The organism is Rhodovulum sp. 12E13 (assembly GCF_003340565.1).
GTDB lineage: Bacteria > Pseudomonadota > Alphaproteobacteria > Rhodobacterales > Rhodobacteraceae > HLUCCA09.
This window is the reverse complement of record NZ_QPLK01000014.1, coordinates 16,793-42,194: the sequence shown is the minus strand read 5'-3', so window position 1 is coordinate 42,194 and position 25,402 is coordinate 16,793. Positions and strand designations below refer to the sequence as shown.

20 protein-coding genes are annotated in these 25,402 nt (G+C 70.8%); 10 read left to right on the top strand and 10 right to left on the bottom strand.

The features are described from left to right. Position 1: 1 nt before the first annotated feature. The 5 genes from DLJ49_RS13035 to sucC form a co-directional block, all read right to left on the bottom strand. A complete protein-coding gene (locus DLJ49_RS13035; RefSeq protein ID WP_115393995.1) occupies positions 2-2,959 on the bottom strand; it encodes a 2-oxoglutarate dehydrogenase E1 component in 2,958 nt (985 codons plus the stop codon). A gap of 187 nt (positions 2,960-3,146) precedes the next feature. Further along, positions 3,147-4,286, bottom strand: a complete 1,140-nt coding sequence (locus DLJ49_RS13030; protein WP_115393994.1) for a glycosyltransferase family 2 protein — start codon at positions 4,284-4,286, stop codon at positions 3,147-3,149. Positions 4,287-4,293: 7 nt separating this feature from the next. Then, positions 4,294-5,175 carry a succinate--CoA ligase subunit alpha gene (gene sucD, locus DLJ49_RS13025; RefSeq protein WP_115393993.1) on the bottom strand — a complete coding sequence of 294 codons (882 nt, stop codon included), beginning with the start codon at positions 5,173-5,175 and terminating at the stop codon, positions 4,294-4,296. Between the two features lie 46 nt (positions 5,176-5,221). Beyond that, a complete protein-coding gene (locus tag DLJ49_RS13020) occupies positions 5,222-5,746 on the bottom strand; it encodes a hypothetical protein (RefSeq protein WP_115393992.1) in 525 nt (174 codons plus the stop codon). A gap of 3 nt (positions 5,747-5,749) precedes the next feature. Further along, on the bottom strand, positions 5,750-6,943 hold the full coding sequence (sucC, locus tag DLJ49_RS13015; RefSeq protein WP_115393991.1) for an ADP-forming succinate--CoA ligase subunit beta: 1,194 nt from the start codon (positions 6,941-6,943) through the stop codon (positions 5,750-5,752). A gap of 497 nt (positions 6,944-7,440) precedes the next feature. Here sucC and DLJ49_RS13010 point away from each other — a divergent pair, with 497 nt between their 5' ends. After that, positions 7,441-7,695, top strand: a complete 255-nt coding sequence (locus tag DLJ49_RS13010) for a helix-turn-helix domain-containing protein (RefSeq protein ID WP_115393990.1) — start codon at positions 7,441-7,443, stop codon at positions 7,693-7,695. Continuing rightward, positions 7,695-9,419 (top strand): cation:proton antiporter, encoded by a 1,725-nt coding sequence (locus DLJ49_RS13005; protein ID WP_199533371.1) that lies wholly within the window; start codon positions 7,695-7,697, stop codon positions 9,417-9,419. Before DLJ49_RS13010 ends, DLJ49_RS13005 begins: the two co-directional genes overlap by 1 nt. Before the next feature lie 297 nt (positions 9,420-9,716). Here DLJ49_RS13005 and DLJ49_RS13000 read toward each other — a convergent pair whose 3' ends face one another. After that, on the bottom strand, positions 9,717-12,254 hold the full coding sequence (locus tag DLJ49_RS13000) for a cation:proton antiporter (protein WP_115393988.1): 2,538 nt from the start codon (positions 12,252-12,254) through the stop codon (positions 9,717-9,719). Positions 12,255-12,659: 405 nt separating this feature from the next. Between DLJ49_RS13000 and DLJ49_RS12995 the strand changes: the two genes are divergently transcribed. The 4 genes from DLJ49_RS12995 (at position 12,660) to DLJ49_RS21455 (ending at position 17,391) form a co-directional block, all read left to right on the top strand. Next, entirely contained in the window at positions 12,660-13,481 is an 822-nt protein-coding gene (locus tag DLJ49_RS12995; protein WP_158547464.1) for a cobalamin B12-binding domain-containing protein, read from the top strand. A gap of 694 nt (positions 13,482-14,175) precedes the next feature. Beyond that, entirely contained in the window at positions 14,176-14,817 is a 642-nt protein-coding gene (locus tag DLJ49_RS12990) for a uracil-DNA glycosylase family protein (RefSeq protein ID WP_115393986.1), read from the top strand. Then, positions 14,814-15,605, top strand: a complete 792-nt coding sequence (locus tag DLJ49_RS12985; RefSeq protein WP_115393985.1) for an SseB family protein — start codon at positions 14,814-14,816, stop codon at positions 15,603-15,605. The genes DLJ49_RS12990 and DLJ49_RS12985 overlap by 4 nt, the downstream gene beginning before the upstream one ends. Positions 15,606-15,969: 364 nt before the next feature. Beyond that, positions 15,970-17,391 carry a hypothetical protein gene (locus DLJ49_RS21455; RefSeq protein ID WP_147277310.1) on the top strand — a complete coding sequence of 474 codons (1,422 nt, stop codon included), beginning with the start codon at positions 15,970-15,972 and terminating at the stop codon, positions 17,389-17,391. Positions 17,392-17,395: 4 nt separating this feature from the next. Here the strand turns inward: DLJ49_RS21455 and meaB are convergent, their stop codons facing one another. Further along, entirely contained in the window at positions 17,396-18,397 is a 1,002-nt protein-coding gene (meaB, locus tag DLJ49_RS12975; RefSeq protein ID WP_115393983.1) for a methylmalonyl Co-A mutase-associated GTPase MeaB, read from the bottom strand. A gap of 174 nt (positions 18,398-18,571) precedes the next feature. Between meaB and DLJ49_RS12970 the strand changes: the two genes are divergently transcribed. Next, entirely contained in the window at positions 18,572-19,327 is a 756-nt protein-coding gene (locus tag DLJ49_RS12970; RefSeq protein WP_115393982.1) for a hypothetical protein, read from the top strand. 175 nt (positions 19,328-19,502) lie between these two features. On the opposite strand, the gene DLJ49_RS12965 is transcribed toward DLJ49_RS12970, so the two are convergent. The 3 genes from DLJ49_RS12965 to DLJ49_RS12955 all read right to left on the bottom strand — a co-directional run bounded on the left by DLJ49_RS12965 (position 19,503) and on the right by DLJ49_RS12955 (position 21,897). After that, positions 19,503-20,003 (bottom strand): type III secretion system chaperone family protein, encoded by a 501-nt coding sequence (locus tag DLJ49_RS12965; protein WP_115393981.1) that lies wholly within the window; start codon positions 20,001-20,003, stop codon positions 19,503-19,505. A 208-nt stretch (positions 20,004-20,211) separates the two neighbouring features. Next, a complete protein-coding gene (locus tag DLJ49_RS12960; protein ID WP_115393980.1) occupies positions 20,212-21,033 on the bottom strand; it encodes a winged helix-turn-helix transcriptional regulator in 822 nt (273 codons plus the stop codon). Positions 21,034-21,645: 612 nt separating this feature from the next. Then, a complete protein-coding gene (locus DLJ49_RS12955; protein ID WP_115393979.1) occupies positions 21,646-21,897 on the bottom strand; it encodes an accessory factor UbiK family protein in 252 nt (83 codons plus the stop codon). A gap of 196 nt (positions 21,898-22,093) precedes the next feature. Here DLJ49_RS12955 and lgt point away from each other — a divergent pair, with 196 nt between their 5' ends. From lgt to pgeF, 3 genes are all read left to right on the top strand, one after another. Continuing rightward, positions 22,094-22,975 (top strand): prolipoprotein diacylglyceryl transferase, encoded by an 882-nt coding sequence (lgt, locus tag DLJ49_RS12950; RefSeq protein ID WP_115393978.1) that lies wholly within the window; start codon positions 22,094-22,096, stop codon positions 22,973-22,975. Beyond that, on the top strand, positions 22,972-24,192 hold the full coding sequence (locus DLJ49_RS12945; RefSeq protein WP_115393977.1) for a class I SAM-dependent methyltransferase: 1,221 nt from the start codon (positions 22,972-22,974) through the stop codon (positions 24,190-24,192). Before lgt ends, DLJ49_RS12945 begins: the two co-directional genes overlap by 4 nt. A 168-nt stretch (positions 24,193-24,360) precedes the next feature. Next, the gene (gene pgeF, locus DLJ49_RS12940) at positions 24,361-25,119 is read left to right on the top strand and encodes a peptidoglycan editing factor PgeF (protein ID WP_115393976.1); all 759 of its coding nucleotides are present in this window, start codon (positions 24,361-24,363) and stop codon (positions 25,117-25,119) included. Positions 25,120-25,402: the final 283 nt, after the last annotated feature.

Sequence of the window (25,402 nt, the reverse complement as noted above, 5' to 3'; positions counted from 1 at the left end):
CTCAGTTTCCTTCGATCGTCAGCGCCTCGTCGACGAGGGCGGCTTGCTGGGCCTTGTGCTGCGAGGCGAGGCCGGTGGCGGGGGAGGCGGCGGCGGCCCGGCCGACATAGCGGGGGCGCGAATGCCTCGACTTGATGCGGGTAAGCACCCATTCGATGTTCGGCTCGATGAAGGCCCAGGCGCCCTGGTTCTTGGGCTCTTCCTGGCACCAGATCACCTCGGCCTTCTTGAAGCGCTCCAGCTCCTTGACCGCCGACAGCGCCGGGAACGGGTAGAACTGCTCGATCCGGAGCAGGTAGACATCGTCGATACCGCGGGCGTCGCGCTCTTCCAGCAGGTCGTAATAGACCTTGCCCGAGCACATCACCACGCGCCGGATCTGGTCGTCGGGTGCCAGCGTCGTGCTGCTGTGCCCCTTCTCGGCGTCGTCCCACAGCACGCGGTGGAACGACGAGCCGGTGGTGAAGTCGTCGACGTCGGAGATCGCCAGCTTGTGCCGCAACAGCGACTTGGGCGTCATCAGGATGAGCGGCTTGCGGAACGTCCGGTGCAGCTGCCGTCGCAGGATATGGAAGTAGTTGGCCGGCGTCGTGCAGTTGGCCACGATCCAGTTGTCGCCGCCGCACATCGTCAGGAACCGCTCTAGCCGGGCCGACGAGTGCTCGGGCCCCTGCCCCTCGTATCCGTGCGGCAGCAGGCAGACGAGGCCCGACATGCGCAGCCATTTCGACTCGCCCGACGAGATGAACTGGTCGAACATGATCTGACCGCCGTTGGCGAAGTCGCCGAACTGCGCCTCCCAGAGCGTGAGCGCATTCGGTTCGGCCAGCGAATAGCCGTATTCGAAGCCGAGGACGGCGTATTCAGAGAGCATCGAGTCGATGACCTCGTATTTCGCCTGCCCCTCGCGGATGTTGTTCAGCGGGTAATACCGCTCTTCCGTCTCCTGGTTGATGATGCCGGAATGGCGCTGCGAGAACGTGCCGCGCGTGCTGTCCTGCCCCGCCAGACGGACGGGATAGCCCTCGATCAGCAGCGAGCCGAAGGCCATCGCCTCGGCCGTCGCCCAGTCGAAGCCGCGGCCCGTCTCGAACATGCTGCCCTTCGCCTCGAGGAGGCGCGAGACGGTCTTGTGCACGGGGAAGCCTTCGGGCAACCGCGTGAGCGCCCGGCCGACCTGCTCGAGCGTCTCGGGCGCGATGGCCGTCTCGCCGCGTTGGTAATCGTCGCGGTTGGGATCGAGATGCGACCAGCGCCCGTCGAGCCAGTCGGCCTTGTTGGGGCGGTAGTCCTTGCCGGCCTCGAACTCGTCGGCGAGGTGGCTCTGGAAGGCCGCCTTCATGTCCTCGATCTCGCCCTCGGGGATCAGCCCGTCCCTCACGAGCCGCTCGGTGTAGAGCGACAGCGTGGTCTTGTGCTTCTTGATCCGCTTGTACATCAGCGGATTGGTGAACATCGGCTCGTCACCCTCGTTGTGGCCGAACCGCCGGTAGCAGAACATGTCGATCACCACGTCCTTGCCGAACTTCTGGCGGAACTCGGTGGCGACCTTGGCGGCATGCACCACGGCCTCGGGATCGTCGCCGTTGACGTGGAAGATCGGCGCCTCGACCATCAGCGCGATGTCGGTCGGATAGGGCGAGGAGCGCGAGAAGTGCGGCGCCGTGGTGAAGCCGATCTGGTTGTTCACCACGAGGTGGATCGTGCCGCCCGTGCGGTGCCCCTTGAGCCCCGACAGGCCGAAACACTCGGCCACCACGCCCTGCCCGGCGAAGGCCGCATCGCCGTGCAGCAGGATCGGCAGCACCTTCTTGCGCTCGGGGTCGTTGCGCTGATCCTGCTTGGCGCGCGCCTTTCCCAGCACGACCGGGTTGACCGCCTCGAGGTGGCTGGGGTTGGCGGTGAGCGACAGGTGCACCGAATTGCCGTCGAACTCGCGGTCCGACGAGGCACCGAGGTGGTATTTCACGTCGCCCGAGCCGTCCACGTCCTCGGGCTTGAAGCTGCCGCCCTGGAACTCATGGAAGATCGCGCGGTAGGGCTTGCCCATCACGTTGGCCAGCACGCTGAGGCGGCCGCGATGCGGCATTCCGATCACGATCTCCTTCACGCCGAGCGCGCCGCCCCGCTTGATGATCTGCTCCATCGCGGGGATCAGCGCCTCGCCGCCGTCGAGGCCGAAGCGCTTGGTGCCCATGTACTTGACGTGCAGATACTTCTCGAAGCCCTCCGCCTCGACCAGCTTGTTGAGGATCGCGCGCCGACCCTCGCGGGTGAACTTGATCTCCTTGTCGAAGCCCTCGATCCGCTCCTTGAGCCAGGCGGACTGCTCGGGGTCGGAGATGTGCATGTACTGAAGCGCGAAGGTGCCGCAATAGGTGCGCTTCACGATCTCCACGATCTGGCGCATCGTGGCTGTCTGCAGGCCCAGCACGTTGTCGATGAAGATCGGCCGATCCATGTCGGCCTCGGTGAAGCCGTAGGATTTCGGGTCGAGCTCCGGCCGCTCCTCTGGCTCGCGCATGCCCAGCGGGTCGAGATCGGCCGCCAGGTGCCCGCGGATGCGGTAGGCGCGGATCAGCATGAGCGCGCGGACCGAGTCGAGCACCGCCCGCTTGACCTGCTCGTCGGTGACGGTGACGCCGCGGCGGTCGGCCTCGGCGCGGATCTTCGTGCCAGCCTCCTTCACCTCGGCCGCCGCAGCCGGCCACTCGCCCGTCATCGCCGCGATGATCTCGTCGGCCTGCGGCGCCGCGTCCCGCGCCCAGGAGGGGCCCTGCGCCTCGGCCCTGACCTCGCGCTCGGGGTCGCCGAGGGCGCGGAAGAACTCCGCCCACTCGGCATCGACCGCATCCGAGTCGTCGGCATACCGGGCGTAGAGCTGCTCGATATACTCGGCGTTCTGCCCCTGCAGGAAGGACGAGGCGTGGAAGATGTCGTTGCGGCTTTGCTCGGTCATCAGCGGAGCTCCTGTCTCGATATGCGCGCCACCCTTCCGGGCGAACGGGTCGCGCTCCGTCCGCCTCGACCCGGGCGACCGGCCCTCAGCCGATCGCCTCCAGAACGGCCTGGCCCAGATGGGCGGGGCTGTCGGCGACAACGATGCCGGCGCGGACGGACGCACCCGCGGCCGAAGGCAGCGGCAGTCATCGCAACACCTCTTTCTGTAACTCGGCAAAGAAGGCATCCAGGCCGTCGTCGCCGTGGCGGAAGATGGCGGGCGCGGCCACGGCACCATGCACCATGCCGAGCGCCTGCGGGAACGCGAAGCGACCCGCGAGCCCGTCCTTAAGAAACTCGGCGAAGATCTTGCGGACCAAAAAGCGATAATAGCTGCGGCGATCGCGTACGGGATCGACGGAATGGCGGCGGATGAAGAACGCCCAATTCATGGCCGTGAGCTCAGCCGTTTTGCGGCGTTTCTCCCGCCCGGCAGCCGCCTCCAAATGGAAGAGGCGAGCGCCGGGGTGCCGCATTAATGCGCCGTGGCGCTGGAAGCGGTAGGACGCCTCGATATCCTCGGTGGGCGAATAGGAGAGCAGCGAATCCTCGAAAGGTTCCTTGAGCGCCACGTCACGGCGCACCGTCATCACCGCGCCGCCGATCTGATTGGTGGGCTTAAGGGCGGCGTCCGTGGCCGCTGCGTTTTTAGGCACGTGATGACGCGGTTGCCGGTCGGTGTAGGGAACGAACATGCGGTCGATGGACATCATGAGGACCTCGCGGCGCAGCCACTGACCCAGCCGCGACCGGGCGATAGCGCTCTGCTGCCAATTCTGCTTGGCCTGCCGCTTACTGTGGAGCGCGCCGCCTTCGGTAGGAGATGATGTGCGTATCATCAGAGCGGTGGCTTGCGTCTCGGAAGTGGCTGCAATTGCTGCAATGGATGCAGTCGGGTCCGACTCGTAAGCAGCGAGAAGGCGGGCGGCGCAATCTGGAAACAGGAAACTGTCGTCATCGATCAGGAACAAGATGTCGGCCTGGGCGAGACGGATGGCGGCATTGCGCTGGGCGGCAGAGGAGCGCTTCGGCGCCTCGATGTAGTGCAGCGGGATGCCGCGCGGGCGGACTAGGGCGGCGATCCGGTCTTTCGTCTGCTGCCACGCAACGCTGGCATCAACGATTACGATCTCGCAGGGCAGGCGCGACTGCTCCAGGGCATGCTGAACGCACAACTCTAACACCTGCGGGCGATCGAGGGTCGCCACGCAAAGCCCCCAAGTTAGACCGCCGGTCACGACGGGCTGCGCCTCGGACATCACGACGCTCTTCGGATCTTGCGCCATGGTCGTGTCACCCGATCGCTTCCAACACAGCTTGACCCAGATGGGCGGGGCTGTCGGCGACAACGATGCCGGCGCGCTTCATCGCCTCGATCTTGTCGTCGGCGCCGCCCTTGCCGCCCGCGACGATGGCGCCCGCGTGGCCCATCCTGCGGCCCGGGGGCGCGGTGCGGCCGGCGATGAAGCCGGCGGTCGGCTTCCACCGCCCCTTCTTCTTCTCGGAGGCGAGAAAGTCGGCCGCGTCCTCCTCGGCCGAGCCGCCGATCTCGCCGATCATGATGATCGCCTGCGTCTCGTCGTCGGCGAGGAACATCTCGAGCACGTCGATATGCTCCATCCCCTTGATCGGATCGCCACCCACACCCACCGCCGTCGACTGGCCGAGACCGGAATCGGAGGTCTGCTTGACCGCCTCGTAGGTCAGCGTGCCCGAGCGGGAGACGACGCCCACCCGGCCGCGGCTGTGAATGTGGCCGGGCATGATGCCGATCTTGCACGCGCCGGGGGTGATGACGCCGGGGCAGTTCGGCCCGATCAGGCGGCTGGCCGAGCCTTCCAGCGCGCGCTTGACCTTCATCATGTCGAGCACCGGGATGCCCTCGGTGATGCAGCAGATCAGCGGGATCTCGGCGTCGATCGCCTCGAGGATCGAGTCGGCCGCAAAGGGCGGCGGCACGTAGATCACGCTGGCGTTGGCGCCGGTCTTCTCCACCGCCTCGTGGCAGCTGTCGAACACGGGCAGGCCCAGGTGCTCCTGCCCCCCCTTCCCGGGCGTGACGCCGCCCACCATCTGCGTGCCGTAGGCGATGGCCTGTTCGGAGTGAAAGGTGCCCTGCGAGCCGGTAAAGCCCTGGCAGATCACCTTGGTATTTTCGTCGACGAGGATGGCCATGTTGTCTTCCTTGCGATGTCGTCTCGGCCGCACCAGGCGGGCCGTGTCAGTCGTAAATCTGGCGGTATCCGATCCCGAGCGTCACGCCGTCCTCCACCTGCCATGTCAGCGTGGCCGCGAAGTGCCGCTCGGCCGGCACCCGGAACACCCATTCGTGCTTGTCCTCGTGCGGCGAGGGCGTGTCGGCCTCGACCGAGAGCGCGTCGGGGTAGACTGCCGCAACCGCGGCCTCGATCTCGGCCCGGAGCGCGGCGTAATACTCCTGCGACCCCGCGGGCGCGGGCAGGGTCAGCCGGCAGGCCAGCGAGTCGACCGTACGCGCCACCATCAGGTGCGCCCCGCCCGGATCGCCGAACATCGCCGCCTCGTCGCTGTCCATCGCCGCCGGCAAGCCCGCCTCCATGGCGCCCGCTTTTGCCGCCTCGAACAGCGCGGGAAAGTCGAGCGTATCGGGCACGCACGCCCCCGTCAGGAGAGCGCCAGAGGCGGCCGAATCTTCCAGAACGCCCTGAGCGGCGGCCGGCCCGGAAAGCGCAACAAGCGCGGCGCAGAATACGAGGCGCGCGCGCATGCCCTACCCCTTCACCGCCTTCACGATCTTCTCTGCCGCGTCCGAGAGGTCGTCGGCGGCGATCACGTTGAGGCCCGAGGTCTCGATGATTTCCTTGCCCTTCTCCACGTTGGTCCCCTCGAGGCGCACCACGAGCGGCACCTGCAGGCCCACTTCCTTCACCGCCGCGATCACGCCGTCGGCGATGATGTCACAGCGCATGATGCCGCCGAAGATGTTGACGAGGATGCCCTTCACGTTGCTGTCCGAGGTGATGATCTTGAAGGCTTCCGTCACCTTCTCCTTGGAGGCGCCGCCGCCCACGTCGAGGAAGTTGGCAGGCTCCGCGCCGTAGAGCTTGATGATGTCCATCGTCGCCATGGCCAGCCCGGCGCCGTTGACCATGCAGCCGATCTCGCCGTCGAGGGCAATGTAGTTGAGGTCGAACTTGCTCGCGGCCAACTCCTTGGGGTCTTCCTCCGTCTCGTCGCGCAGGGCGAGGATGTCGGGGTGGCGGTAGAGCGCGTTGGAATCGAAGCCCATCTTGGCGTCGAGGCACTTCAGATCCCCCTTGTCGGTCACGATCAGGGGGTTGATCTCGAGCATCTCCATGTCCTTCTCGACGAAGAGACGATAGAGCGTGCCCATCAGCGCCACGCACTGCTTCACCTGCGGGCCCGTCAGCCCCAGCGAGAAGGCGATGCGCCGCCCGTGGAACGGCTGGTAGCCCGTGGCCGGGTCGACCGAGAACGACAGGATCTTTTCCGGGGTGGAGGCGGCGACCTCCTCGATGTCCATGCCGCCCTCGGTGGAGCAGACGAACGAGATGCGGCTCGTGGTGCGGTCGACCAGCAGGGCGAGGTAGAGCTCGCGCTCGATGCCGGAGCCGTCCTCGATGTAGATGCGGTTGACCTGCTTGCCCGCCGGGCCGGTCTGGTGCGTGATCAGCGTCCGGCCGAGCATGCGCTTGGCCTCGTCGGCCGCCTCCTCCACCGACTTGGTCAGCCGCACGCCGCCCTTCTCGCCCGCGTCGGGCTCCTGGAAGTGGCCCTTGCCGCGCCCGCCGGCATGGATCTGCGCCTTGACCACCCAGAGGGGGCCGTCAAGCTCGGCGGCGGCGGTCTTCGCCTCTTCTGCCTTCGTCACCGCCCGGCCGTCCGAGACCGGGGCTCCGTAGCTGCGAAGGAGCGCCTTCGCCTGGTACTCATGGATGTTCACGTGGCTGTCCCGTCGTGGTGTCAATCGCGCGCTGCAGCGTCCTTGGCACGTCATCCTGCCCGTTCAAACGGCCAATTCGCCGCATCGCCGGCATTTCGGGCGCAAAATCCACATTCGTGATCACACTTGGAAAATGTGTGATCACGTTCTTTGCTGCCCTGACGGCATGAGGGCCGGAGGAGCGGGAATCACTGCGTTGCCCTTCGGCCGTCGACCCCGGAGCACGCGCACGCACTGAAGACTGCGCAGTGCCGGCCGGAGACCGTAGCGGGGATGGCGGCTTGGACCTGTCGCGCGGGACGGCGCACGCGCCGCGGCGCCCGGTCCGATCCCGCGGACGAATCCGTGGCCGCGATCATGGTCCCTATCGTCCCCGGTCGCGGGTCATCGCCTCGCGTCCGGGCGCGACACGCTGCGACGCGTCTGGCTCTGTCTGAATCCGCTGATCTGCTCTACGCTGCGGTGTATTGAGCCAAACTCGGTGAAAAGGCGCCAGCATGTCACGCGAGCAGTATCGAACCGTCCGCGAGGTCGCGGACCTCCTGCAGGTCAACGAGGTCACCGTACGACGCTGGATCAAGGACGGCGAGCTCAGGGCGATCGATATCGGCAAGGGGTGGCGGATCGGTCCGGAGGACCTCGACGCCTTCCTCGATGATCACGCAACGCGGCCCACCGCGACGGGCCATGGCGGCACGAACACCGCCCCGGAAATGACCGGGGCAGACAAGACGAAGGGACCGAAGAATTGATGGACGTTATCGTTCAGTCGCCGTTTGCGGAGATCGCCGCGCTGCTCGTGCTGGCGGCGGTCGTGGGGTTCCTCGGGATCATCCTGCGCCAGCCGCTCATCGTCAGCTTCATCGCGGTCGGCCTGATCGCGGGGCCCTCGGCGCTGGACCTGGTGCGATCGGACGAGCAGATCAGCCTCTTGTCCGAGCTCGGGATCGCGGTGCTTCTGTTCCTCGTCGGCATCAAGCTCGACGTGAAGCTGATCCGCTCCCTCGGGGCCGTGTCGCTCCTGACCGGGCTCGGGCAGGTCGCCTTCACCTCGATCTTCGGCTATTTCATCGGTCTCGCGCTCGGGCTCGGGCACGTGACCAGCCTCTACATCGCCGTGGCGCTGACCTTTTCCTCCACCATCATCATCGTGAAGCTGTTGTCTGACAAGCGCGAGATCGACAGCCTGCACGGCCAGATCGCGCTCGGCTTCCTGATCGTGCAGGATCTCGTCGTCGTGCTGGCGATGATCGTGCTCTCGGCCATCGGCATCGGCGCGGCGGGTGACGGCGGCCATGGCGGCGGGTCGGTCCCGCTGGTGCTGGCCTCGGGCGTGGCGATGGTGGCGCTGGTGGTTCTCTTCGTGCGCTACGTCGCCAACCCGCTGACCGAGCGGCTGGCGCGGGCGCCCGAGCTTCTGGTGATCTTCGCCATCGCCATGGCGGCGATGTTCGCGGCGGCCGGCGACATCGTGGGGCTGGGCAAAGAGGTGGGCGGCCTTCTGGCCGGCGTCGCGCTGGCCTCCACACCCTACCGCGAGACCATTGCGGCACGGCTGGCGCCGCTGCGCGACTTCCTGCTTCTGTTCTTCTTCATCGCGCTCGGCTCGGCGCTCGACCTGTCGCTTCTCGGCGCGCATGTCAGCGGGGCGATCATCTTCTCCCTCTTCGTGCTGATCGGCAATCCGCTCATCGTGCTGGTGATCATGGGGGCGTTGGGCTACCGCAAGCGCACCGGCTTCCTCGCCGGCCTGACCGTGGCGCAGATCAGCGAGTTTTCCCTGATCTTCATCGCCATGGGCGTGTCGCTCGGCCATGTGCAGGACGACGCGCTCGGCCTCGTGACCATGGTCGGCCTCGTGACGATCGCCGCCTCCACCTACATGATCACCTACTCGCACCAGCTCTATGCCGTGTTCGAGCCGCTGCTCGGCATGTTCGAACGCAAGGGCACACCGCGCGAGCCGTCCGAGGCCGGGGCGCACCGGGAGGACGGCTACAAGGTGATCGTCTTCGGGCTGGGGCGCTTCGGCACGGCCATCGGGATGCGGCTGAAGAAGCGAGGCGTCCGGGTGCTCGGGGTCGACTTCAACCCGCTCGCGGTGCGGCGGTGGCGGGAACTGGGGCTCGAGACCGAGTTCGGCGACGCCACCGACCCTGAATTCGTGGCCGAGCTTCCGCTGCCGCGGGCGGAATGGATCGCCTCGACGGTGCCGATCCATCCGACCGGCCTCAGCCACGAGGACACGCGTACCACGCTGATCCAGCTCACCCGCGCCTCCGGCTTCCGTGGGCGCGTGGCCGTGACCTCGCATCACCCCAAGGATACCGAGGAACTCTTCGCCGCCGGCGCCGACATGGTGCTGGAGCCGTTCCAGGACGCGGCCGACCGCGCGGTGGACCTGCTCTGCGGCGCGCGCGAGGAAGAGCGGACCGATATCCCGACCATCGAAACCGAAGAGAAGCAGGCGTCGTGATCCGAGAGCGCTGCCCCTGACGATCCCTGACGAGGCCGGGATCGTGGCGGGCCGCGCCATCGGATCGACGGTGCGGACCGGTTCGAGCGCGACGTCCGCTGATGTCGATGCGCCGTTCGAGGCTTGGGAAGAGAGCCTGAGCGATAACGGATAACCCGTGCTGCAGGCCACCGACGACCTGCCGGGCAGGTCGATCGAGGTTTCCGGGCCAGGCATCGGCAATACGCAGATCAGCGTCGCCCCCACGACCGAGGACCGGCGCGGCGTGATCGGGATCGACGCGCCGCCGGACGTCGGTCACGCGGTCGCGCGGTCCTGTGCCGGGCGTGGGGCGCGCGACTCTTCGAACAGGTGGTCCGGCTCGATGCCCCGCTTCTCGGCGCTTGCCCGCACGGCGTCCTGCAGGGCCTGGCTGCGGTCGAGCAGGCGGCGGAACCTCGCCTCGTCCAGCACCAGCATGGTCGAAGGCGCGATGGCGCGCACCTCGGCGCGGCGGGCCTTCTTCATCAGGATGGCCACCTGACCGAACATCTCGCCGCGGCCCAGACGCCAGGTCTGGCCGGCGCTTTCCAGCTCCACCGCGCCGGAGGCGATGAAGAACACGCTTCTCGCGACGCTGTCCTTGCGGATGATCACGTCGCCGGCATTGACGTAGCGCGTCTCGAGCGCGCGGCCGAGGCGCTTGAGACGCACATCGTCGAGCTCGGCGAACAGCGGGAACTGCCGGACAAGCTCGGCCCGCTGCAGCGCGATGTCGAGATGCGGGCGTTCCTCGGCGGCGGCCCGGCGCGCGTCGAGATCCTGCATCAGCGCGGTGTAGACCTCGGCGCCGATCAGCCCGTCCTCGCGCATGGCGGTGTATTCCCGTTCTTCCAGCCGCAGCGCGGTGCGCCGGATGAAACGGCGTTCCAGCTCCTCGGCATAGCCCGGATATTGCAGGCGCAGCCCCTCGAGCGCCGTCTCCACCATCTCGATCCGCCGGGCGAGCAACTCGTGCAGCAGCTCGGCAACGCGCCGCCCGTGAATGCGCCGGATGCGCCCGTCGATGAAGGCGCCGAGATCGCGCAGGATCAGCCGCTGCGAGAGCAGAAGCTCGAACCGGTCGGCCGTCATGCGCGCCAGCGGACCCGACAGGCCAAGCCGGCCGTTCAGAACCGCGCCGACGCGGAAAGCCCGGCCATAGGCGACGCTGCGCCGCGCCGCGCGGTTGTAGCCGCTGCGCCCCTGGCTGCGGGCGCCCTCGATCAGCCGGTCGGCGTCGGACAGCACCTGCTCGGCCATGCGCGACGAGATCGTCCGCTCGCGCACGCGGGCGAGGATCGTGTCGCGCTCGTGGCCGGCGAGCGCGATCAGGCCCAGCGTGACGCGGTCGCGGTCGAGGATGTCGGCGCTCGCCTCGGCCGACTTCACCGCCGCATCCAGCCGCTCGCCGAAGCGCTTGGCCTCGGAGCGCACCGTGTCGTGGCTCAGCTCGTAGTTCTCGGTGGTGCGCGCGACGTCCTCGCGCACCGTCTGGAGCGCCACCGCCACCACCTGCCGCGACAGCGCCTCGTCGATGGGCGAGAGCCGGTCGAGGCCGAGCCAGGCGATCACGAGCCGCAGCGTCGTGCCCTGCACGATCAGCGTGAAGAGGGTGAAGCCGGTGGCGAGAATGCCCACGACGCGCTGGATGTCGTCGGGCACCCGGAAGCTTTCGGTCACGGCGAGGGCGAGCGCCAGGGTGACCGCGCCCCGCAGGCCGCCCCAGAGGATCGCCACGCGGTAGGGGCGTTCCACCGCCGGGGAGAGCTTGAGCAGCGTCAGAAGCGGCAGGAGCCCGAACAGGATCACCGCCCGCGCCGCGATGGCGGCCAGGATCACGACGCCGACCAGAACGAAATCCTCGACGCGGACCTCCTCCAGCAGCCGCGGGATCAGCAGAGCGGCAAGGACGAAGATCAGCGCCCCGGCCCAATGGGCCAGCACGTCCCAGATCTCGCGCAGGTTCGCCCAGGCCTGCGGCGGCAGGCGGCCCGGCCCGGTCAGGTTCAGCGTCAGCCCCGCGGCGACCACGGCGATGACGCCCGAGGCGCCGATGCTCTGCTCGGCCCCGATATAGGCAAGGTAGGGCAGCGCGACCGAGATCGAGATCTGCGCCAGTTCGTGCCGGCTGAAGAGCGCCATGATCCAGACCGCCACCCGCGCCGCGAGCCAGCCCATCAACGCACCGCCGCCGATCAGGACGGGGAAGCGCGCCAGCGCCTCGCCGAGGTCGGGATCGGGCAGCCCCAGCATCACGAAGCCCATGAACAGGCCAAAGAGCGCGATGGCCGCGGCGTCGTTCAGCAGGCTCTCGCCCTCGATGATCCGCGCCAGCCGGCGCGGCGCCGAGATCGACCGGAAGATGGTGACGACCGCGGACGGGTCGGTCGTGGACACGATCGCGCCGATCAAGAGGCAGGCCGCCAGCGGCAGCGCGCTCGCCCAGGACAGGGCGTAGCCCACGCTCAGCGTCGCCACCACCACGGCGACGACCGCCAGCACGAGGATCGGCACCCAGTCGTCGAGCATCCGGCGCAGGTTCATACCCAGCGTCGCCTGGAACAGCAGCGTCGGCAGGAAGACGTAGAGGAAGACGTTGGACCGGATCGGCAACCCCAGGATCGCCTCGGCCACCGGGTTCAGCGCGTCGGTCAGCTCCGTCCTCAGAAAGAAGATCGCCCCTGCGCCGATCAGAACGCCGAGCACGGCGAGGATCACGCTGTAGGGCAACTTCAGGCGCGCGGCGAGCGGCTCCGCCGCACCGATGACGAGGAACAGCGACGCGATGACCGTGGTGACGAGAACGATATCCATAAGTCCGAATTAGCTGGTATTCCGGGCCCTGGGAAACGGTCTTGCCAGTTGGTCGACCAGGAAAGGCGAGCCCATGTCGTTCCGCCTTCGGAATGGGCCGCGCGCGCCAGTCAAGGAACGTCTGAACCCGCCTTGGCACACCAGATGTCGTCGGGCGACGGTCACACCATCAGAGCCGTGTGGCGGCAGTCGGCCCGCGCGACTCTGGCGCTCTTAGCTGTGCCTGCAGTGCAGGGGCGACCCTGGGGCAGCGGGCCAGCCATACCCGGGAAACGTCGAGGTCGAGCCTGGCCGGATGCAGGTCGCGGCATGGCGCCCGCGGCGAAATGTGCAGGGGTCACCCTGGCCTTCGCTCTTGCAAGCGCGGCCCCGCGAAGTTTCACTGTCGAGAGGGAGGGGCGCAAGGTGGGCAACCAGGACGTTCTGCTCGACGCGGAGGTCTTCCTTCGTACAGCCACGCGTTTCGCCGCCAAGCGGAGCACGTTCGACCGGTCGGCCGTCGAGGCGCTCGCGAGCGACATCGTCGCGGGGCTCGCGCGGGTCGCGGAACGGGGCGCCAGGTTCGAGAACCCGGTGATCGACGACGGCAGCCTCGCCGCTTTCTGCGACGTCCTGGTGCAGCCCGCGCCGGACGCCGCGCTCGACTTCATCCGGCAGCGCCGGGACGCGGGCCTGACACGGCAGGGCGTGTATCTCGGCTATATCGGTGCCGCCGCGCGGAAGCTGGGCGAAGGATGGGACGAGGGGCGGCTCTCCTTCGTGGAGGTGACCGTCGGAACCGGCCATCTCTACGCCCTGATGCGGGCGCTGCGGGCCGAGGGGCCACCGGGCGGGCAGCCCTATGACGAGCGTCGGCATGCGCTCTTCGCCACCGTTCCCGGCGAGACGCACGGCATCGGCATCACCATGGCGGCGGACCTGTTCCGCGAGGCGGGCTGGGATATCGACCTGCAGGTGGGCCGGGATCACGACGGGATCGTCGCCCATGTCGAGACGCTGCAGCCGCAGATCATCGGGCTGTCCCTGAGCACCGATCACCGCCTTCAGGATCTCATTCGCCTTGTCGTGGCGCTGCGCATGACGGTCCCGCGGGCCGTCATCGGTGTCGCCCCCGGAGCGGAGCTCGATGACGCGCAGATCACCGAGATCGTCGATATCGACCTGCTGTTCCACGACGCGCGGACCGCCTGCGCCGACCTCGACCGCCTCGTCCGCCTGCGGGGCTGACGCCGCGCCCGGCGGCATTGCAGGGTGCGGGTTGCCTGCCGCGCGCGCAGCCCCCTCGCCATGCCCGCCGACGCCCCATGGATGGGGGGAGGGATCTCGGCATCGTCCGATCCGGGGGCGAGCGCCGTGTCGGCCGAACGGGACGGCACCGGCAGCGGAACGGCGCGGCCCCGCCGGGCGCGCGGCGCAGGTGCGTTCCGGATCGGCGGTCCTGACGGTCGGCGACATGCCGGGGGTCGCGCGCGCCGCCGCCCCGGCCGCGCGCCGGTGCCCCCGGCCCGGCTCGCAGACGCGACTCCAGGGTGCGGGGTCCGCCCCGGCGAGCCGCACAGGACGCGCTACGGCCTGCTCACCGGGCGCAATGATCGACGCCCGCCGTAGAGGGCGCTCCGGCGCGGCCCCGCCCGGCGCTGCTGCCTCCCCCCTGCCCCGCAACGCTCGCGCACGGGTGAGGCCGGGAGCACAGCCCCTCACAGAACGCGAGGCCGGAGCCGAGCCGCCGAACCGCCGAGCCGCGCCCGACAGGAACCGAACGCACCCGAGCGCCATGGCGTCGGCTCGCCTGGATCATCCGACGCGACGAGAGGGCACCACGGTCGGGCCGGCTCCGCCGGCCCGACCGGTAGGCTCTCTCGCGGGCCGCTGCCCTCACGCAACCGCTTGCTCCCGCGGCGTGGTCCCATACCCTAGGGACATGACTGCGTCCGCCCCCCGCCCCCAAGACCCTCCGGCCGGCCCATCGGCCCAGCCCCCCCTGCCGGAGCGACTGGCCGCCTGCCGGCTCTGCGCCGGGCGCTTCGCGGCGACGGCCACGGGCCACGCGCCCCGCCCGGTGATCTGGTTTCGCCCGGGCGCGCGTCTCCTGATCGCCAGCCAGGCGCCGGGGATGCGGGTCCATGCCGCCGGCACGCCCTTCTGGGATGCCTCGGGCACGCGGCTGCGGGCATGGCTGGGGCTGGACGAGGCGGCCTTCTACGACCGGTCCCGCGTTGCGATCGTGCCGATGGCCTTCTGCTTTCCGGGCTACGACGCCAAGGGATCCGACCTGCCGCCGCCCCGGCTCTGCGCCGAGACGTGGCGGGCCGACGCGCTGGCCCATGCCGGCCCCGTGCGCCTGACGCTGCTGATCGGCGGCTACGCCCAGCGCTGGCATCTCGGCGTGGCGGCGAAGCGCGGCGTGACGGCCACGGTGGCCAGATGGCGGGAGTTCGCCCCCGACGTCTTTCCCCTGCCCCACCCGTCCTGGCGCAACACGGCCTGGCTGAAGCGCAACCCCTGGTTCGAGGCCGAGCTGCTGCCGGCGCTGCGCGCCCGCGTCGCCGAGGTGATGGGATGAGCGCGCCGACCCCTCTCGACATCGCCGCCGCCGCGATGGAGGCCGCGCCCGACGACGACGCCGCCCGCCTCGCCTTCTACGCCCGGCTCGTCGAGGGAGAGCTTTTCCTGATGCTCCAGCGCGACCCCGAGCCCGGCTCCGACACGGTGGAGCCGCGCATCTTTCCGCTCGACGAGGGGCCGTTCGTGCTGGCCTACGACCGCGAGGACCGGCTGGCGCGCTTTGCCGGTGGCCCGACGCCCTATGCCGCGATGGCCGGGCGGCGGGCGGTCGAGATGCTGGCGGGGCGCGGCATCGGGCTGGGGGTGAACCTCGGCGAGGCCCCCTCGGAGATGCTGCTGCCGGCCGAGGCGGTGGAGTGGCTCGCCGGCACCGTGGCGCAGCGGCCGGCCGAGGCGGTGGCCCAGCCGCGCGAGATCGCGCCGCCCGACGCGCTGCCCGAGCGGCTCCTGCGCGCGCTCGACGCCAAGCTCGCGCGGGCCGAGGGCATGGCCGAGGCCGCCTTCCTCGCCACGGTCGCCTACGAGGGGGGCGCGCGCTCGCACATGCTGGCCTTCATTGGCGCCGCGCCGGGGGCGGAAGGGGCTCTGTCGCGCGCCGTGGGCGAGGCGCTGACCTTCTCCGGCCTCGAAGCGGGCACGCTCGACGTGGCCTTCCTGCCTGCCGACCACATCCTGGCCGCGCGCCTCGCCCGCGTCGCCCTGCGCTTCGACCTGCCCCGCGCCGCGGCGCCCGAGCCCCCCCGCGCCCCCGGCACCGATCCCGATGCGCCACCGCGCCTGCGGTGAGGCGGCTCCCCACCCGCGGGTGCGCCTGCGCGCCCGACCGTGCCGCACGCGGACCGGCGACGGGGGCGCGGGCGCGCGCCCGACGGTAGGCGCGTTGCGCCCCGGCCTGTCCCTGGCCGAGGGTGCGGCGCCGGGGGCGCGGTGCATGGCGGGCGGGGGCGCCCCCGGCGGGGTCCCCGATGTCCCCGGCCCGTCTCCGGCTCGGTGGGCACGGCGCGGCAGGCCCGGCGCTGGCCTGCGCGCGCCATTCCCTTCCGGCGAGAACAGCGCTTGGGCCATTCCGCGACGGGCGCGACGGTCCGCCCCCGCCTTGTCATCGACGGGCCGTCCGGTCACGCTGGGCTCAGCAGCGATCGAGGGGGCCGTGAGAGACGAGAGCGGGCAGCGCGAGACCGGCAAGCGCGAGGCGGGCCAGCGCGAGGCGGGGCATGTCGGGATCAATGCCGCGATCTGGGGGGTCGCCACCGGCGGCACGCTGCTGGCGCTGTTCAACACGCCCGCGCCGTGGTGGGTGTGGGCGGGCGCCATCGCGTGGCTGCTGCTCTGGGTGACGGCGCTGCTCAACCTGTCCGACGGGGCGAGCCGCGCCTTCGTCGCCGGCACGCTGCGCAGGTCGACCTACACCCAGATCTACACCACCCTCACCCGCCGCAACGTGATGGCCGTCTGGCGGCGCGTCTGCGACCCGGCCGATGATCGCGACCCGGTGCCGACCCTGTTCCGCGCCGCGATGACCTGGCGCCTCTACGACGCTGCCCTGCTGATCGCGGTGGCCTATCCCATCGCGCTGCCCATCGCGCAGTGGATCGTGACCGGCGAGGCGGCGCGGGTCGGCAGCGCCGTGCTGGCGGAGCCGGCGCCCTTCTGGTGGGAGCGCGCGGCCCTCTCCGGCGCCTTCGTCATCCTGATCCTCGGCGTCATTGGGCGGACGCTGGCGGCAGCCAGTCCGCGTGACGCGGTTCGGAGGACCGCGGACTGGCTGTTGGTCCTCGCAGCCGCAGTCGCAGTCGCAGTCGCAGGCGCAGTCGCACTCGCAATCGCAGTCGCAGCCGCATTCGGAGTCGTCATTCTGTGGCTGGACGCCCACCGCCGGCCGCTGATCGCGCGACTGGGCCTGACGATCGGAGTGGTGGCTGCCATTACTCTGTCCGCCGCCGTGATCGACTGGACGGCGTTGTCGGACGAGAGACGCTCCATCTTCCTCTTCCTCGGCGTCCTGCCCCTGCTCAACGCGCTGTTCGACACCCTCTCCTACGCCGTCACGCTCACCTTCCTGCGGCGGGGGTTGCGCGCCCGGCTGCCGCTGCTCTGGGGGGTGGCGGACCTCGCGGTGGCCTGCGTCCTGTTCCTCGCGCTGGGCGCGACGCTCGTCGCCGTAATGCATTGGCTGAACCTGCTGGCGGGCACGCCCCTGCTCGACCTCGGGGCGCTGTTCGCGGGGGTCTACATGGCGCCGTGGGACTACGTCTGGCTCTACCTGATGCTGTTCTCCACAATCCTGCCGACGGCGCTGCACTTCGCCGTCAGCCTGCTGGGGGTGCAGGGGCTGTGGCCGCGCGGGCTGCGGCGGCCGGTGGCGGACTGGATCGGCGAGGCCGACCGGAGCGCGCTGCGCGCCGTCCGCGCCGCGCTCGCGCTGGCCTTCGTCTGGTGGGTGCCGCTCGTGGTCCTCGGCGCCGGGATCTGGGGGCTCTGGGCCGTGGGCGGCGATCTGGCTCTGGCCGCGCTCGCCCTCTATTTCGAGGGGCTGACGTGGATCGCGCAGGTGCCGGTGGGGGCGCTCTGAGGGCTCAGCCCGCGCCGTCGCCGCGCAGGCCCAGCCCGAGCGCGCCCAGCATCTCCTCGGCGGCGGCGGTGACGGAGGTCTCGCCGGCGGCGACCGCGGCGCCCAGCCGCTCCATCCGGGCGCGGGTGTCGGGGTCGGAGGTGAGCCGCGCCAGGAGCCCCTGCCGCACCTCGTAGTCGAACCAGCCGCGGGCCTGCTCGGCGCGGCGCCGCTCCCAGTGGCCGTGCGCCTTGCGCCACTCGGCGAGCGCTTGCATCTCGGCCCAGGCGGCCTCCAGCCCGTCGCCCGAGACGGCCGAGACGGTCATCGCCCTGGGGAAGCCCTCGGGGTCCTGCGGGCGCTTGCGCAACAGCTTCAGCGCGCCGGCATAGTCGGCGCAGGTGCGGGTCGCGGCGGGCTTCAGCTCGCCATCGGCCTTGTTGACGAGGATAAGGTCGGCGATCTCCATGATGCCGCGCTTGACGCCCTGCAGCTCGTCGCCCCCCGCCGGCGCAAGCAGCAGCACGAACAGGTCGGCCATCTCGGCCACCACCGTCTCGGACTGACCCACCCCCACCGTCTCGACCAGAACCACGTCGAAGCCCGCCGCCTCGCACAGCGCCACCGCCTCGCGCGTGCGCCGCGCCACCCCGCCCAGCTGCGATTGCGCGGGCGAGGGGCGGATGAAGGCGGATCGGTCGCGCGACAGCCGCTCCATCCGCGTCTTGTCGCCCAGGATCGAGCCGCCCGAGCGGGCCGAGGACGGATCGACCGCCAGCACTGCCACCCGCAGGCCCTGCCCCGTCAGCATCAGGCCGAACGCCTCGATGAAGGTCGACTTGCCGACACCCGGCGTCCCCGACAGCCCGATGCGCAGCGCCTGCCGGCCCGTGCCCGCCAGCCGCTCCGACAGGCGCACCGCTGCGGAACGGTGGTCGGCCCGCCCGCTCTCGATCAGCGTGATCGCGCGCGCCAGGGCCCGCCGGTCACCCCGGGCCACGCCCTCCGCCAGAGCGTCTGCGTCCATCTCGCCGCCTCCCCGACTGCCGACCGCCCGCGGGCGCACCACCGGGAGATGCGACGCGGCGCCGGCCGTGTCCAGCCCGCTGCGCGCGGGCGCAGCGACCGGCGGCGCCTCCGCCCGGCATTTCGCACCCGGCTGTCCAAGCCCGACGCCGGGTAAAGACGAGGGGATACCGAAATGCCCTTCGCCATCCCCGGCGTCATGGGCAGGGCCTGTCTCGCCTCCGGCGCCGGCGCAGCGGCCTCGGCGACCGTCATCAACGCGGACCACGATCTCTTCAATGGCGATGTGCAGAGCGGCGCCGTGGGCGTGCTCAGCACGACCGGCACGGTCTGGACCCGGATCGACGGAAACGGGCTGCCCCTCGTGGACGAGTTCGGCACGCCGACCGGTGTAAGCATCCCCGAGTGCAGCATGGCGGCGGGGTCGGGGCCCGCGGCCCCATCGGGCCCGGTTCTCTTCCAGGACACCCAATCTGTGAGCCTTGGCAACAATCCCGGCGGCGACAGTCACGACCTCGCCGGCCTGATCGCCGGCGCGAGACACGACCTTGCCGTCTACGGCTGGCAGGACCCGGACGCCCCGCGCACCCTGTCGTCCTCTTTCGAAGTGCTTCACGCCGCCGGCACCGCGGCGAGCGGCAAGTTCGGGGCGACATCGCCATCGTTGCCTGGCACCGCGGGCGAGGATTACGTGCCGTTCCCGGGCCTTCAGACGCTGAACCTCGGGGGCGCCTACGGCTTAACGGTCCGGACCGGCGCGACCGACACGAGCCTGAACGCCCTGTTCGGTTTCCCGCTCTCGGAAGCGGCCGATCCCCCCGTGATGCCCGTTCCCGCCTCCGTGCCGATGATGCTCGCCGGAATCGGTTGCCTCGGCCTGCTCGCGTCCCGTCGCCATCCACGCGCCGCCTCGTCCCATCATCTTGGCTGAAATACTCCGGGGGAGTCGCCGCAAGGCGACGGGGGCAGCGCCCCCTTTCCCCGGACGCCGCGGGACCCGGCGGCGGGAACGATCCCCCGGGGTCGGCGCTTCTCGCGGCCCGCTGCGGCGACGAGGACACGCCGCGCGGATCGGGGCGCCGTCGCCCGGGGGACGGGCGGGCCGCTCAGGCCCGGCCGTAGGCCTCGGCGATGGCGACCTGCATCGCGTCCGTGGCCGTGCGCTCGCCCCAGATCACCAGCTGGAAGGCGGGGTAGTAGCGCTCCGCCGCGGCGACGGCGGTGCCGATCAGACGGTCGATCTGGTCGGGGCAGGGCATCTGCCCCCCGGCCATCACCAGGCCGTAGCGATAAGTCATCAGCCGCTGCTCGGCCCAGTAGGCGAAGGCCCCGGCCCAGCAGGCGTCGTTGACCGCGTTGAGGCATTCGTAAAGGGCGGGCAGCCGCTCTTCGGGGGGCTCCATCTCGAAGGTGCAGATCAGCCGCAGCGTCTCGTCGTAGCCCGACCAGGCGAGCGTGATCGAATAGTGCTTCCACTGGCCCTCGACGGCCATGGCGATCTGGTCGTCGCCGATCCGGTCGAACTCCCAGGCGTGGCGTTCGGCGAGCGACTCCACGATGTCGATGGGGTGGACGTCCTCGGTGAGATAGCTTTCGGAAAGCGACATGCCCGGCCTCTTGGGTTGGCCCCGGCGCAATCGGTCGTATTGCCCCCATTGCACCAAGGGCTCGGTGCCTGCTCAAGGGACGGCGTGCCTTTGCGCCCCCCTCACGAGATATGGTGCGGGGTCGCGACGGCGCTGTAAAGTGAATTTTTGTGACAGCGGCGCGGCTGCCCGCAATATGTTGGGGACAGCCGCAGCATCTGTGGATTGGTCAGGCAGCGATTGGCCCGGCCGCGGCGACCTCCGCGTCGGTGCGGTCGCACGACGCTCCGACGGGCGCGGCGACGGGCTGGCCCCGCGGCTCCTCGGCGGGCGTCTCGGGCGCGGCGGCGAAGCGCAGCCCCCTGGCACGCTGCGATTCGACGAGGCCGGGCGACAGGCCGGCGGCGGCAAGCTTGGCGCGGATGCGCGCCACATAGACGTCGACGATACGGGCGCCGGGCTCGTCCTCGAAGCCGTAAAGCCGGTCCATCACCTCGTCGCGCGCCACGGTGCGGCCGCCGGCGAGCATCAGCAGCTCGAGCACGTCGTATTCGCGCGGCGACAGGGCGATGCGCTTCGGCCCGTCGGCGCCCTCGCCCGGCAGACGCAGGCGGCGGCGGCCGGCGCAGGCGGTGCGGCTGGCGGGGTCGAGCTCGAGCCCGCCGGCGCAGAGCCGCCCGCTGTGGAAGCCGGCGGCGCCCATGATCATCGCGCGCAGGCGCGCGGCGAATTCCGCGGCCGGCATCGGCAGGTCGAGCACCGCGTCGACACCTGCGGCATAGAGGGCGCGGCGCGCGGGCCAGTCGAGGCCCGGCTCGGCCAGCGCCACGACCGGCAGGCGGGGCGCAGCCGCGCGGACCCGCGCGACCACGCGATCGGCCTCGGCGTCTGGCAGGGGCGCGGCGACCAGCACGGCGTCCTGTTGTCCGTGGCGGACGAAGTCGAACAGGCTCTCTGCGTCCTCCACCCGGCTGAGGCGGAACCCGGCCGCGTCGAGATCATGGGCAGCGGCCATCATCGGCCAGCTCGTGTCAGTGATCAGAAGTCGCATCGCGATGCCTCCGTGCAGCGATCCGGCGCCCGGCCGCGGGCTGGCCTGGGATCGGGCCAAGGGTGGGAGTGCGCCGTTCTGGGCTGCGCGCGGGGCGTGCGCCCCGGGGAGCGGGGCAGGCCGCCGCTCTGGGCATCTTGGCTATGGAGGGCGCGCCCCACGGTCAAGCGCGAGGCATGGGCGCCTGCGGGGTGTTTTGGTGGCGAAAATGTGGCGACAGCGCCAGAGCGGGGTCAATCGTGGCAATAATGTGGCACCCCCGCCGAAACGGCCTGAAAAGGGGCAGGCGGGCCGAAAAGGTGGGCGGGTCGAAGAGGTGGTCGCGCCGGGGGCGAGGTCTGCGCCAGACGCGCAGGAGCAGACGGGGCGATCCGTTGCATGGCGTGTCGCGCACGCTCCCGGGGCCGGGGCGGCGATTCCGCCGTGCGCGCGTCGCTCGGGCCTGACGCGCGACGCCGCCCCACAAGGCCCGGCCCCTGACCTCGCCGAGGGCCGATTCCGGCCCCTCCGCGGGACCGGGCAGCGACCGCGGGGCGCAGGCGTGCGCCCGAAAGCGGGCCGGCGGGTCGGGTCACGCCCGCGACCCGCGCGCGGACGCCGCAACGCGCGGCGTCAGCCGGCCTTGCCGGCTGCCTCCAGCGCCTCGATGCGGGCCTTGAGGGCCTCGTTCTCCTCGCGCGCCTTCTGGGCCTGGGCGCGCACGGCGTCGAACTCTTCCCGCGTGACGAGGTCGCGGTCGGCGAGCCAGCGGTCCATCATCGATTTCAGGGCGTTCTCGGCCTCCTCGCGGGCCCCCTGCGCCACGCCCATCGCGTTCGTGGCGAGCTGCGAGAGGTCGTCGAGGATCTTGTTGCGGCTCTGCATGGGAGCACTCCGTCGTTACATGGCCGGTATATGGTCCGCCGTGCCGGGCGGCTCAAGGTTGACTTCGCCGCGGCGGCCCGGCGAGAAGCGGCCAACGCGGCGCCGCACGGGCATGACAGGGACCGAACGATTGGGCCGTCATGACCGGGCAGGCATGACCGGGCAGGCATGACAGGACAGGCAGGACGGGACAGGCATGACGGGACTCGCGGCCACCATCCCCTTCCCCGACATCGGCCCCGATCTCTTCTCGGTCGAGCTGTTCGGCATGTCGTTCGCGCTGCGGTGGTATGCGCTTGCCTACATCGCCGGCATCCTGATCGGCTGGCGCATGGTCGTGGCACTGGTCCGGCGCCCTGCGCTCTGGCCCGGCGGGCGCGCGCCGATGAGCCCGGAGCAGGTCGAGGATCTGCTGACCTGGGTGATCCTCGGGGTGATCCTCGGCGGGCGGCTCGGCTTCGTGCTGTTCTATCAGCCGCTGCACTACCTCGCGAATCCGCTCGAGATCCTCATGCTCTGGCAGGGCGGCATGGCCTTCCATGGCGGCCTGCTGGGCGTCGTCGTGGCGGTGTGGATCTTCACCGGCCGCCACGGGATCGACCGGCTGAGCGCGGCCGACGCGCTGGCCATCGCCACGCCGCCGGGGCTGCTGCTGGGGCGTCTCGCCAACTTCGTCAACGCCGAGCTGTGGGGCCGACCGTGGGACGGCCCCTGGGCGATGGTCTTTCCAACCGACCCGCTCGGTCTGCCCCGCCACCCCTCGCAACTCTACGAGGCGGCGCTCGAGGGGCTGGTGCTCGGCGCGGCGCTGCTGTGGCTCGCTCTGCGGCGCCGGGCCTTTCACCGCCCCGGGCTGGTCGCCGGCCTGTTCTTCGCGGGCTACGGGGCGGCGCGCTTCGTGGTGGAGATCTTCCGCCAGGCCGACCCGCAATTCATCACCGCCGACAATCCGATGGGCCACGTCATCGGCTCGGGCGCGATCGGCGTCACCATGGGCCAGCTGCTGTCGCTGCCGATGGTGGCGCTGGGGCTGGCGCTGGTCGGCTGGGCGCTGGCACGGCGGCCTAGTCCGGCATGAGCCGGGGCGCGGCGGATCGGGGCGCAGCGCCCGGATCGGAGGGCGGCCCGGACGGCGGCCCCGACGGCGACCGGGATGCCGGGCAAACCCGCCTCGCCGACCTTCTGCTCCGCCGCATCGCCACGACAGGGCCGATCACGGTGGCAGAGTTCATGGCCGAGGCGCTGCTGCACCCGGCGCACGGCTACTATACCACCCGCGATCCTCTCGGCGCGGCGGGCGATTTCACCACTGCGCCCGAGATCACCCAGATGTTCGGAGAGCTCGTCGGCCTCGCGCTGGCGCAGGCCTGGCTCGACCAGGGCCGCCCGGCGCCGTTCACGCTGGCCGAGCTCGGCCCCGGCCGCGGCACGCTGATGGCCGACCTGTTGCGCGCGACAGCCGCGGTGCCCGGCTTCCGTGACGCGGCCTCGATCACGCTGGTCGAGGCGTCGCCTCGCCTGCGCGCGGCCCAGGCCGAGCGGGTGGCGGGCGCGAGCTGGGTCGACCGCGCCGACGCCCTCCCCCGCTGCCGCCCGCTCTTCCTCGTCGCCAACGAGTTCCTCGACGCGCTGCCGATCCGCCAGTTCGTCCGCGACGGCACGGGGTGGCGCGAGAGGGTGGTCACGGCAGAGGGCGGTCGGCTCGTCTTCGCGCTCGCCCCCCCGGCACGGCTCGACGCGCTCGAGACCCGGCTGGAGGACACCGCCGAGGGCGAGATGGTCGAGCTCTGCCCCGCCCTGCCCGCCGTCGTCGGAGAGATCGCTCGCAGGGTCGCGGCGCATGGCGGCTGCGCGCTCCTCGTCGACTACGGCGGCTGGCGCTCGCGCGGCGACACGCTGCAGGCGGTGCGCGCCCATGCACCCGCCGAGCCCCTCGACGCACCGGGCGCCGCCGATCTCACCGCCCATGTCGATTTCGAAGCGGTGGCGCGTGCCGCCCGCGCCGAGGGAGCCGAGGCCTGGGGGCCCGAGCCGCAGGGCGAGTGGCTGATGCGCCTCGGCCTGGGGCCGCGGACCGAGGCGCTGGCCCGAGCCCTGCCGACGGGGCCGGGGCGCGAAAGCCATCTCGACGCCGCGCGCCGCTTGACCGACGCCGCCCGGATGGGGACGGTGTTCAAGGCGATGGCGCTGACCGCCCCCGGCGCTCCCCCGCCCGCCGGCTTCTCCGGCCGCGCACCGGCGACCGGCTCCGGCGATCCGACCACCCGGCCCTCCCACGGCCGGCCCCGCGCGTAGAATGACCGCCGGCCGAGGCCCGGCCGGCCCACACGTTCCCACGACCGGCCCGCCGCCCGGAAAGACCAGACAGACGACGACACGGCGCCGGATCGCCGCCCAGGAACAGACCGACCCGACCCGCACGCGACGACACCGCCACGCAACCTTTCCGCCCCGGCACATCGAATGACGCTCGAGATCCTCACAGCCGACGCCCTTGCCCCCCTCCGCCACGGCTTCTTCACCCGGCGGGGTGGCGCCTCGTCGGGCATCTTCGCGGGGCTGAACTGCGGGCGCGGTTCGTCCGACCAGGCGCACGCGGTCGAGATCAACAGGGCGCGCGTGGCCGATGCGATGGGGGTCGCGCCCGAGGCGCTGATCTCGGTCACGCAGGTGCACTCGGCCAACGTCGTGCAGGTCACGGAGGGCGGCCGCCACGGGCAGGAGCGCGCCGACGCGATGGTGACGGACGTGCCGGGCCTCGCCCTCTCGGTGCTCACCGCCGACTGCCAGCCGGTGCTCTTCGCCGATGCCGAGGCAGGCGTGATCGGCGCGGCCCATGCCGGCTGGCGCGGCGCTCTCGACGGCATCCTGGAGGCGACGCTCGAGGCGATGGAGGCACTCGGCGCCGGGCGCGGGCGGGTGGCCGCCGTCATCGGCCCCACGATCAGCCAGGGCGCCTACGAGGTCGGCCCGGAATTCGTCGAACGCTTCGTCGACGAGGATCGCGGGAACGCCCGCTTCTTCGCGGGCGGCAAGGGCGACAGGTCGCAGTTCGACCTGCCCGGCTACTCGCTCCACCGCCTGCGCTCGGCCGGGATCGGCCATGCCGAATGGACCCGGCAGTGCACCTATGCCGACGAGGCGCGCTTCTACTCCTACCGGCGCTCGGTGCACCGGGCAGAGGCCGATTACGGTCGCCTGATCACCGCGATCCGGCTCTAGCGCGCCGCGCCCCGGAGCGCGCGGTCACCCGCCCCGCCGCGTCGGAGCCATCGCGACCGGCACATGCGGGACCGTGCGATCACCCGATTCGGAATCGCCACCTGCCAAATGTGGCAGGATCGGACCGTCACCCGGAAACAGATCCTGCGCCGCGATGCGGATTGCACACGGGAGCCGATCGAAAGACGACGACTTTTTGACGAAGCCGATCGACCTGCGGCATCACCATGCTCACACAACGTCCTTCTGCAGCCGGTGGGGGCCGTGCAGTCGTGACCGACCC

Coding starts and splice junctions, on each gene's coding strand:
- DLJ49_RS13035 (WP_115393995.1), bottom strand. CDS start 2,959: ATGACCGAGCAAAGCCGCAACGACATCTTCCACGCCTCGTCCTTCCTG.
- DLJ49_RS13030 (WP_115393994.1), bottom strand. CDS start 4,286: ATGGCGCAAGATCCGAAGAGCGTCGTGATGTCCGAGGCGCAGCCCGTC.
- sucD (WP_115393993.1), bottom strand. CDS start 5,175: ATGGCCATCCTCGTCGACGAAAATACCAAGGTGATCTGCCAGGGCTTT.
- DLJ49_RS13020 (WP_115393992.1), bottom strand. CDS start 5,746: ATGCGCGCGCGCCTCGTATTCTGCGCCGCGCTTGTTGCGCTTTCCGGG.
- DLJ49_RS13010 (WP_115393990.1), top strand. CDS start 7,441: ATGTCACGCGAGCAGTATCGAACCGTCCGCGAGGTCGCGGACCTCCTG.
- DLJ49_RS13005 (WP_199533371.1), top strand. CDS start 7,695: ATGGACGTTATCGTTCAGTCGCCGTTTGCGGAGATCGCCGCGCTGCTC.
- DLJ49_RS13000 (WP_115393988.1), bottom strand. CDS start 12,254: ATGGATATCGTTCTCGTCACCACGGTCATCGCGTCGCTGTTCCTCGTC.
- DLJ49_RS12990 (WP_115393986.1), top strand. CDS start 14,176: ATGACTGCGTCCGCCCCCCGCCCCCAAGACCCTCCGGCCGGCCCATCG.
- DLJ49_RS12985 (WP_115393985.1), top strand. CDS start 14,814: ATGAGCGCGCCGACCCCTCTCGACATCGCCGCCGCCGCGATGGAGGCC.
- meaB (WP_115393983.1), bottom strand. CDS start 18,397: ATGGACGCAGACGCTCTGGCGGAGGGCGTGGCCCGGGGTGACCGGCGG.
- DLJ49_RS12970 (WP_115393982.1), top strand. CDS start 18,572: ATGCCCTTCGCCATCCCCGGCGTCATGGGCAGGGCCTGTCTCGCCTCC.
- DLJ49_RS12965 (WP_115393981.1), bottom strand. CDS start 20,003: ATGTCGCTTTCCGAAAGCTATCTCACCGAGGACGTCCACCCCATCGAC.
- DLJ49_RS12960 (WP_115393980.1), bottom strand. CDS start 21,033: ATGCGACTTCTGATCACTGACACGAGCTGGCCGATGATGGCCGCTGCC.
- DLJ49_RS12955 (WP_115393979.1), bottom strand. CDS start 21,897: ATGCAGAGCCGCAACAAGATCCTCGACGACCTCTCGCAGCTCGCCACG.
- lgt (WP_115393978.1), top strand. CDS start 22,094: ATGACGGGACTCGCGGCCACCATCCCCTTCCCCGACATCGGCCCCGAT.
- DLJ49_RS12945 (WP_115393977.1), top strand. CDS start 22,972: ATGAGCCGGGGCGCGGCGGATCGGGGCGCAGCGCCCGGATCGGAGGGC.
- pgeF (WP_115393976.1), top strand. CDS start 24,361: ATGACGCTCGAGATCCTCACAGCCGACGCCCTTGCCCCCCTCCGCCAC.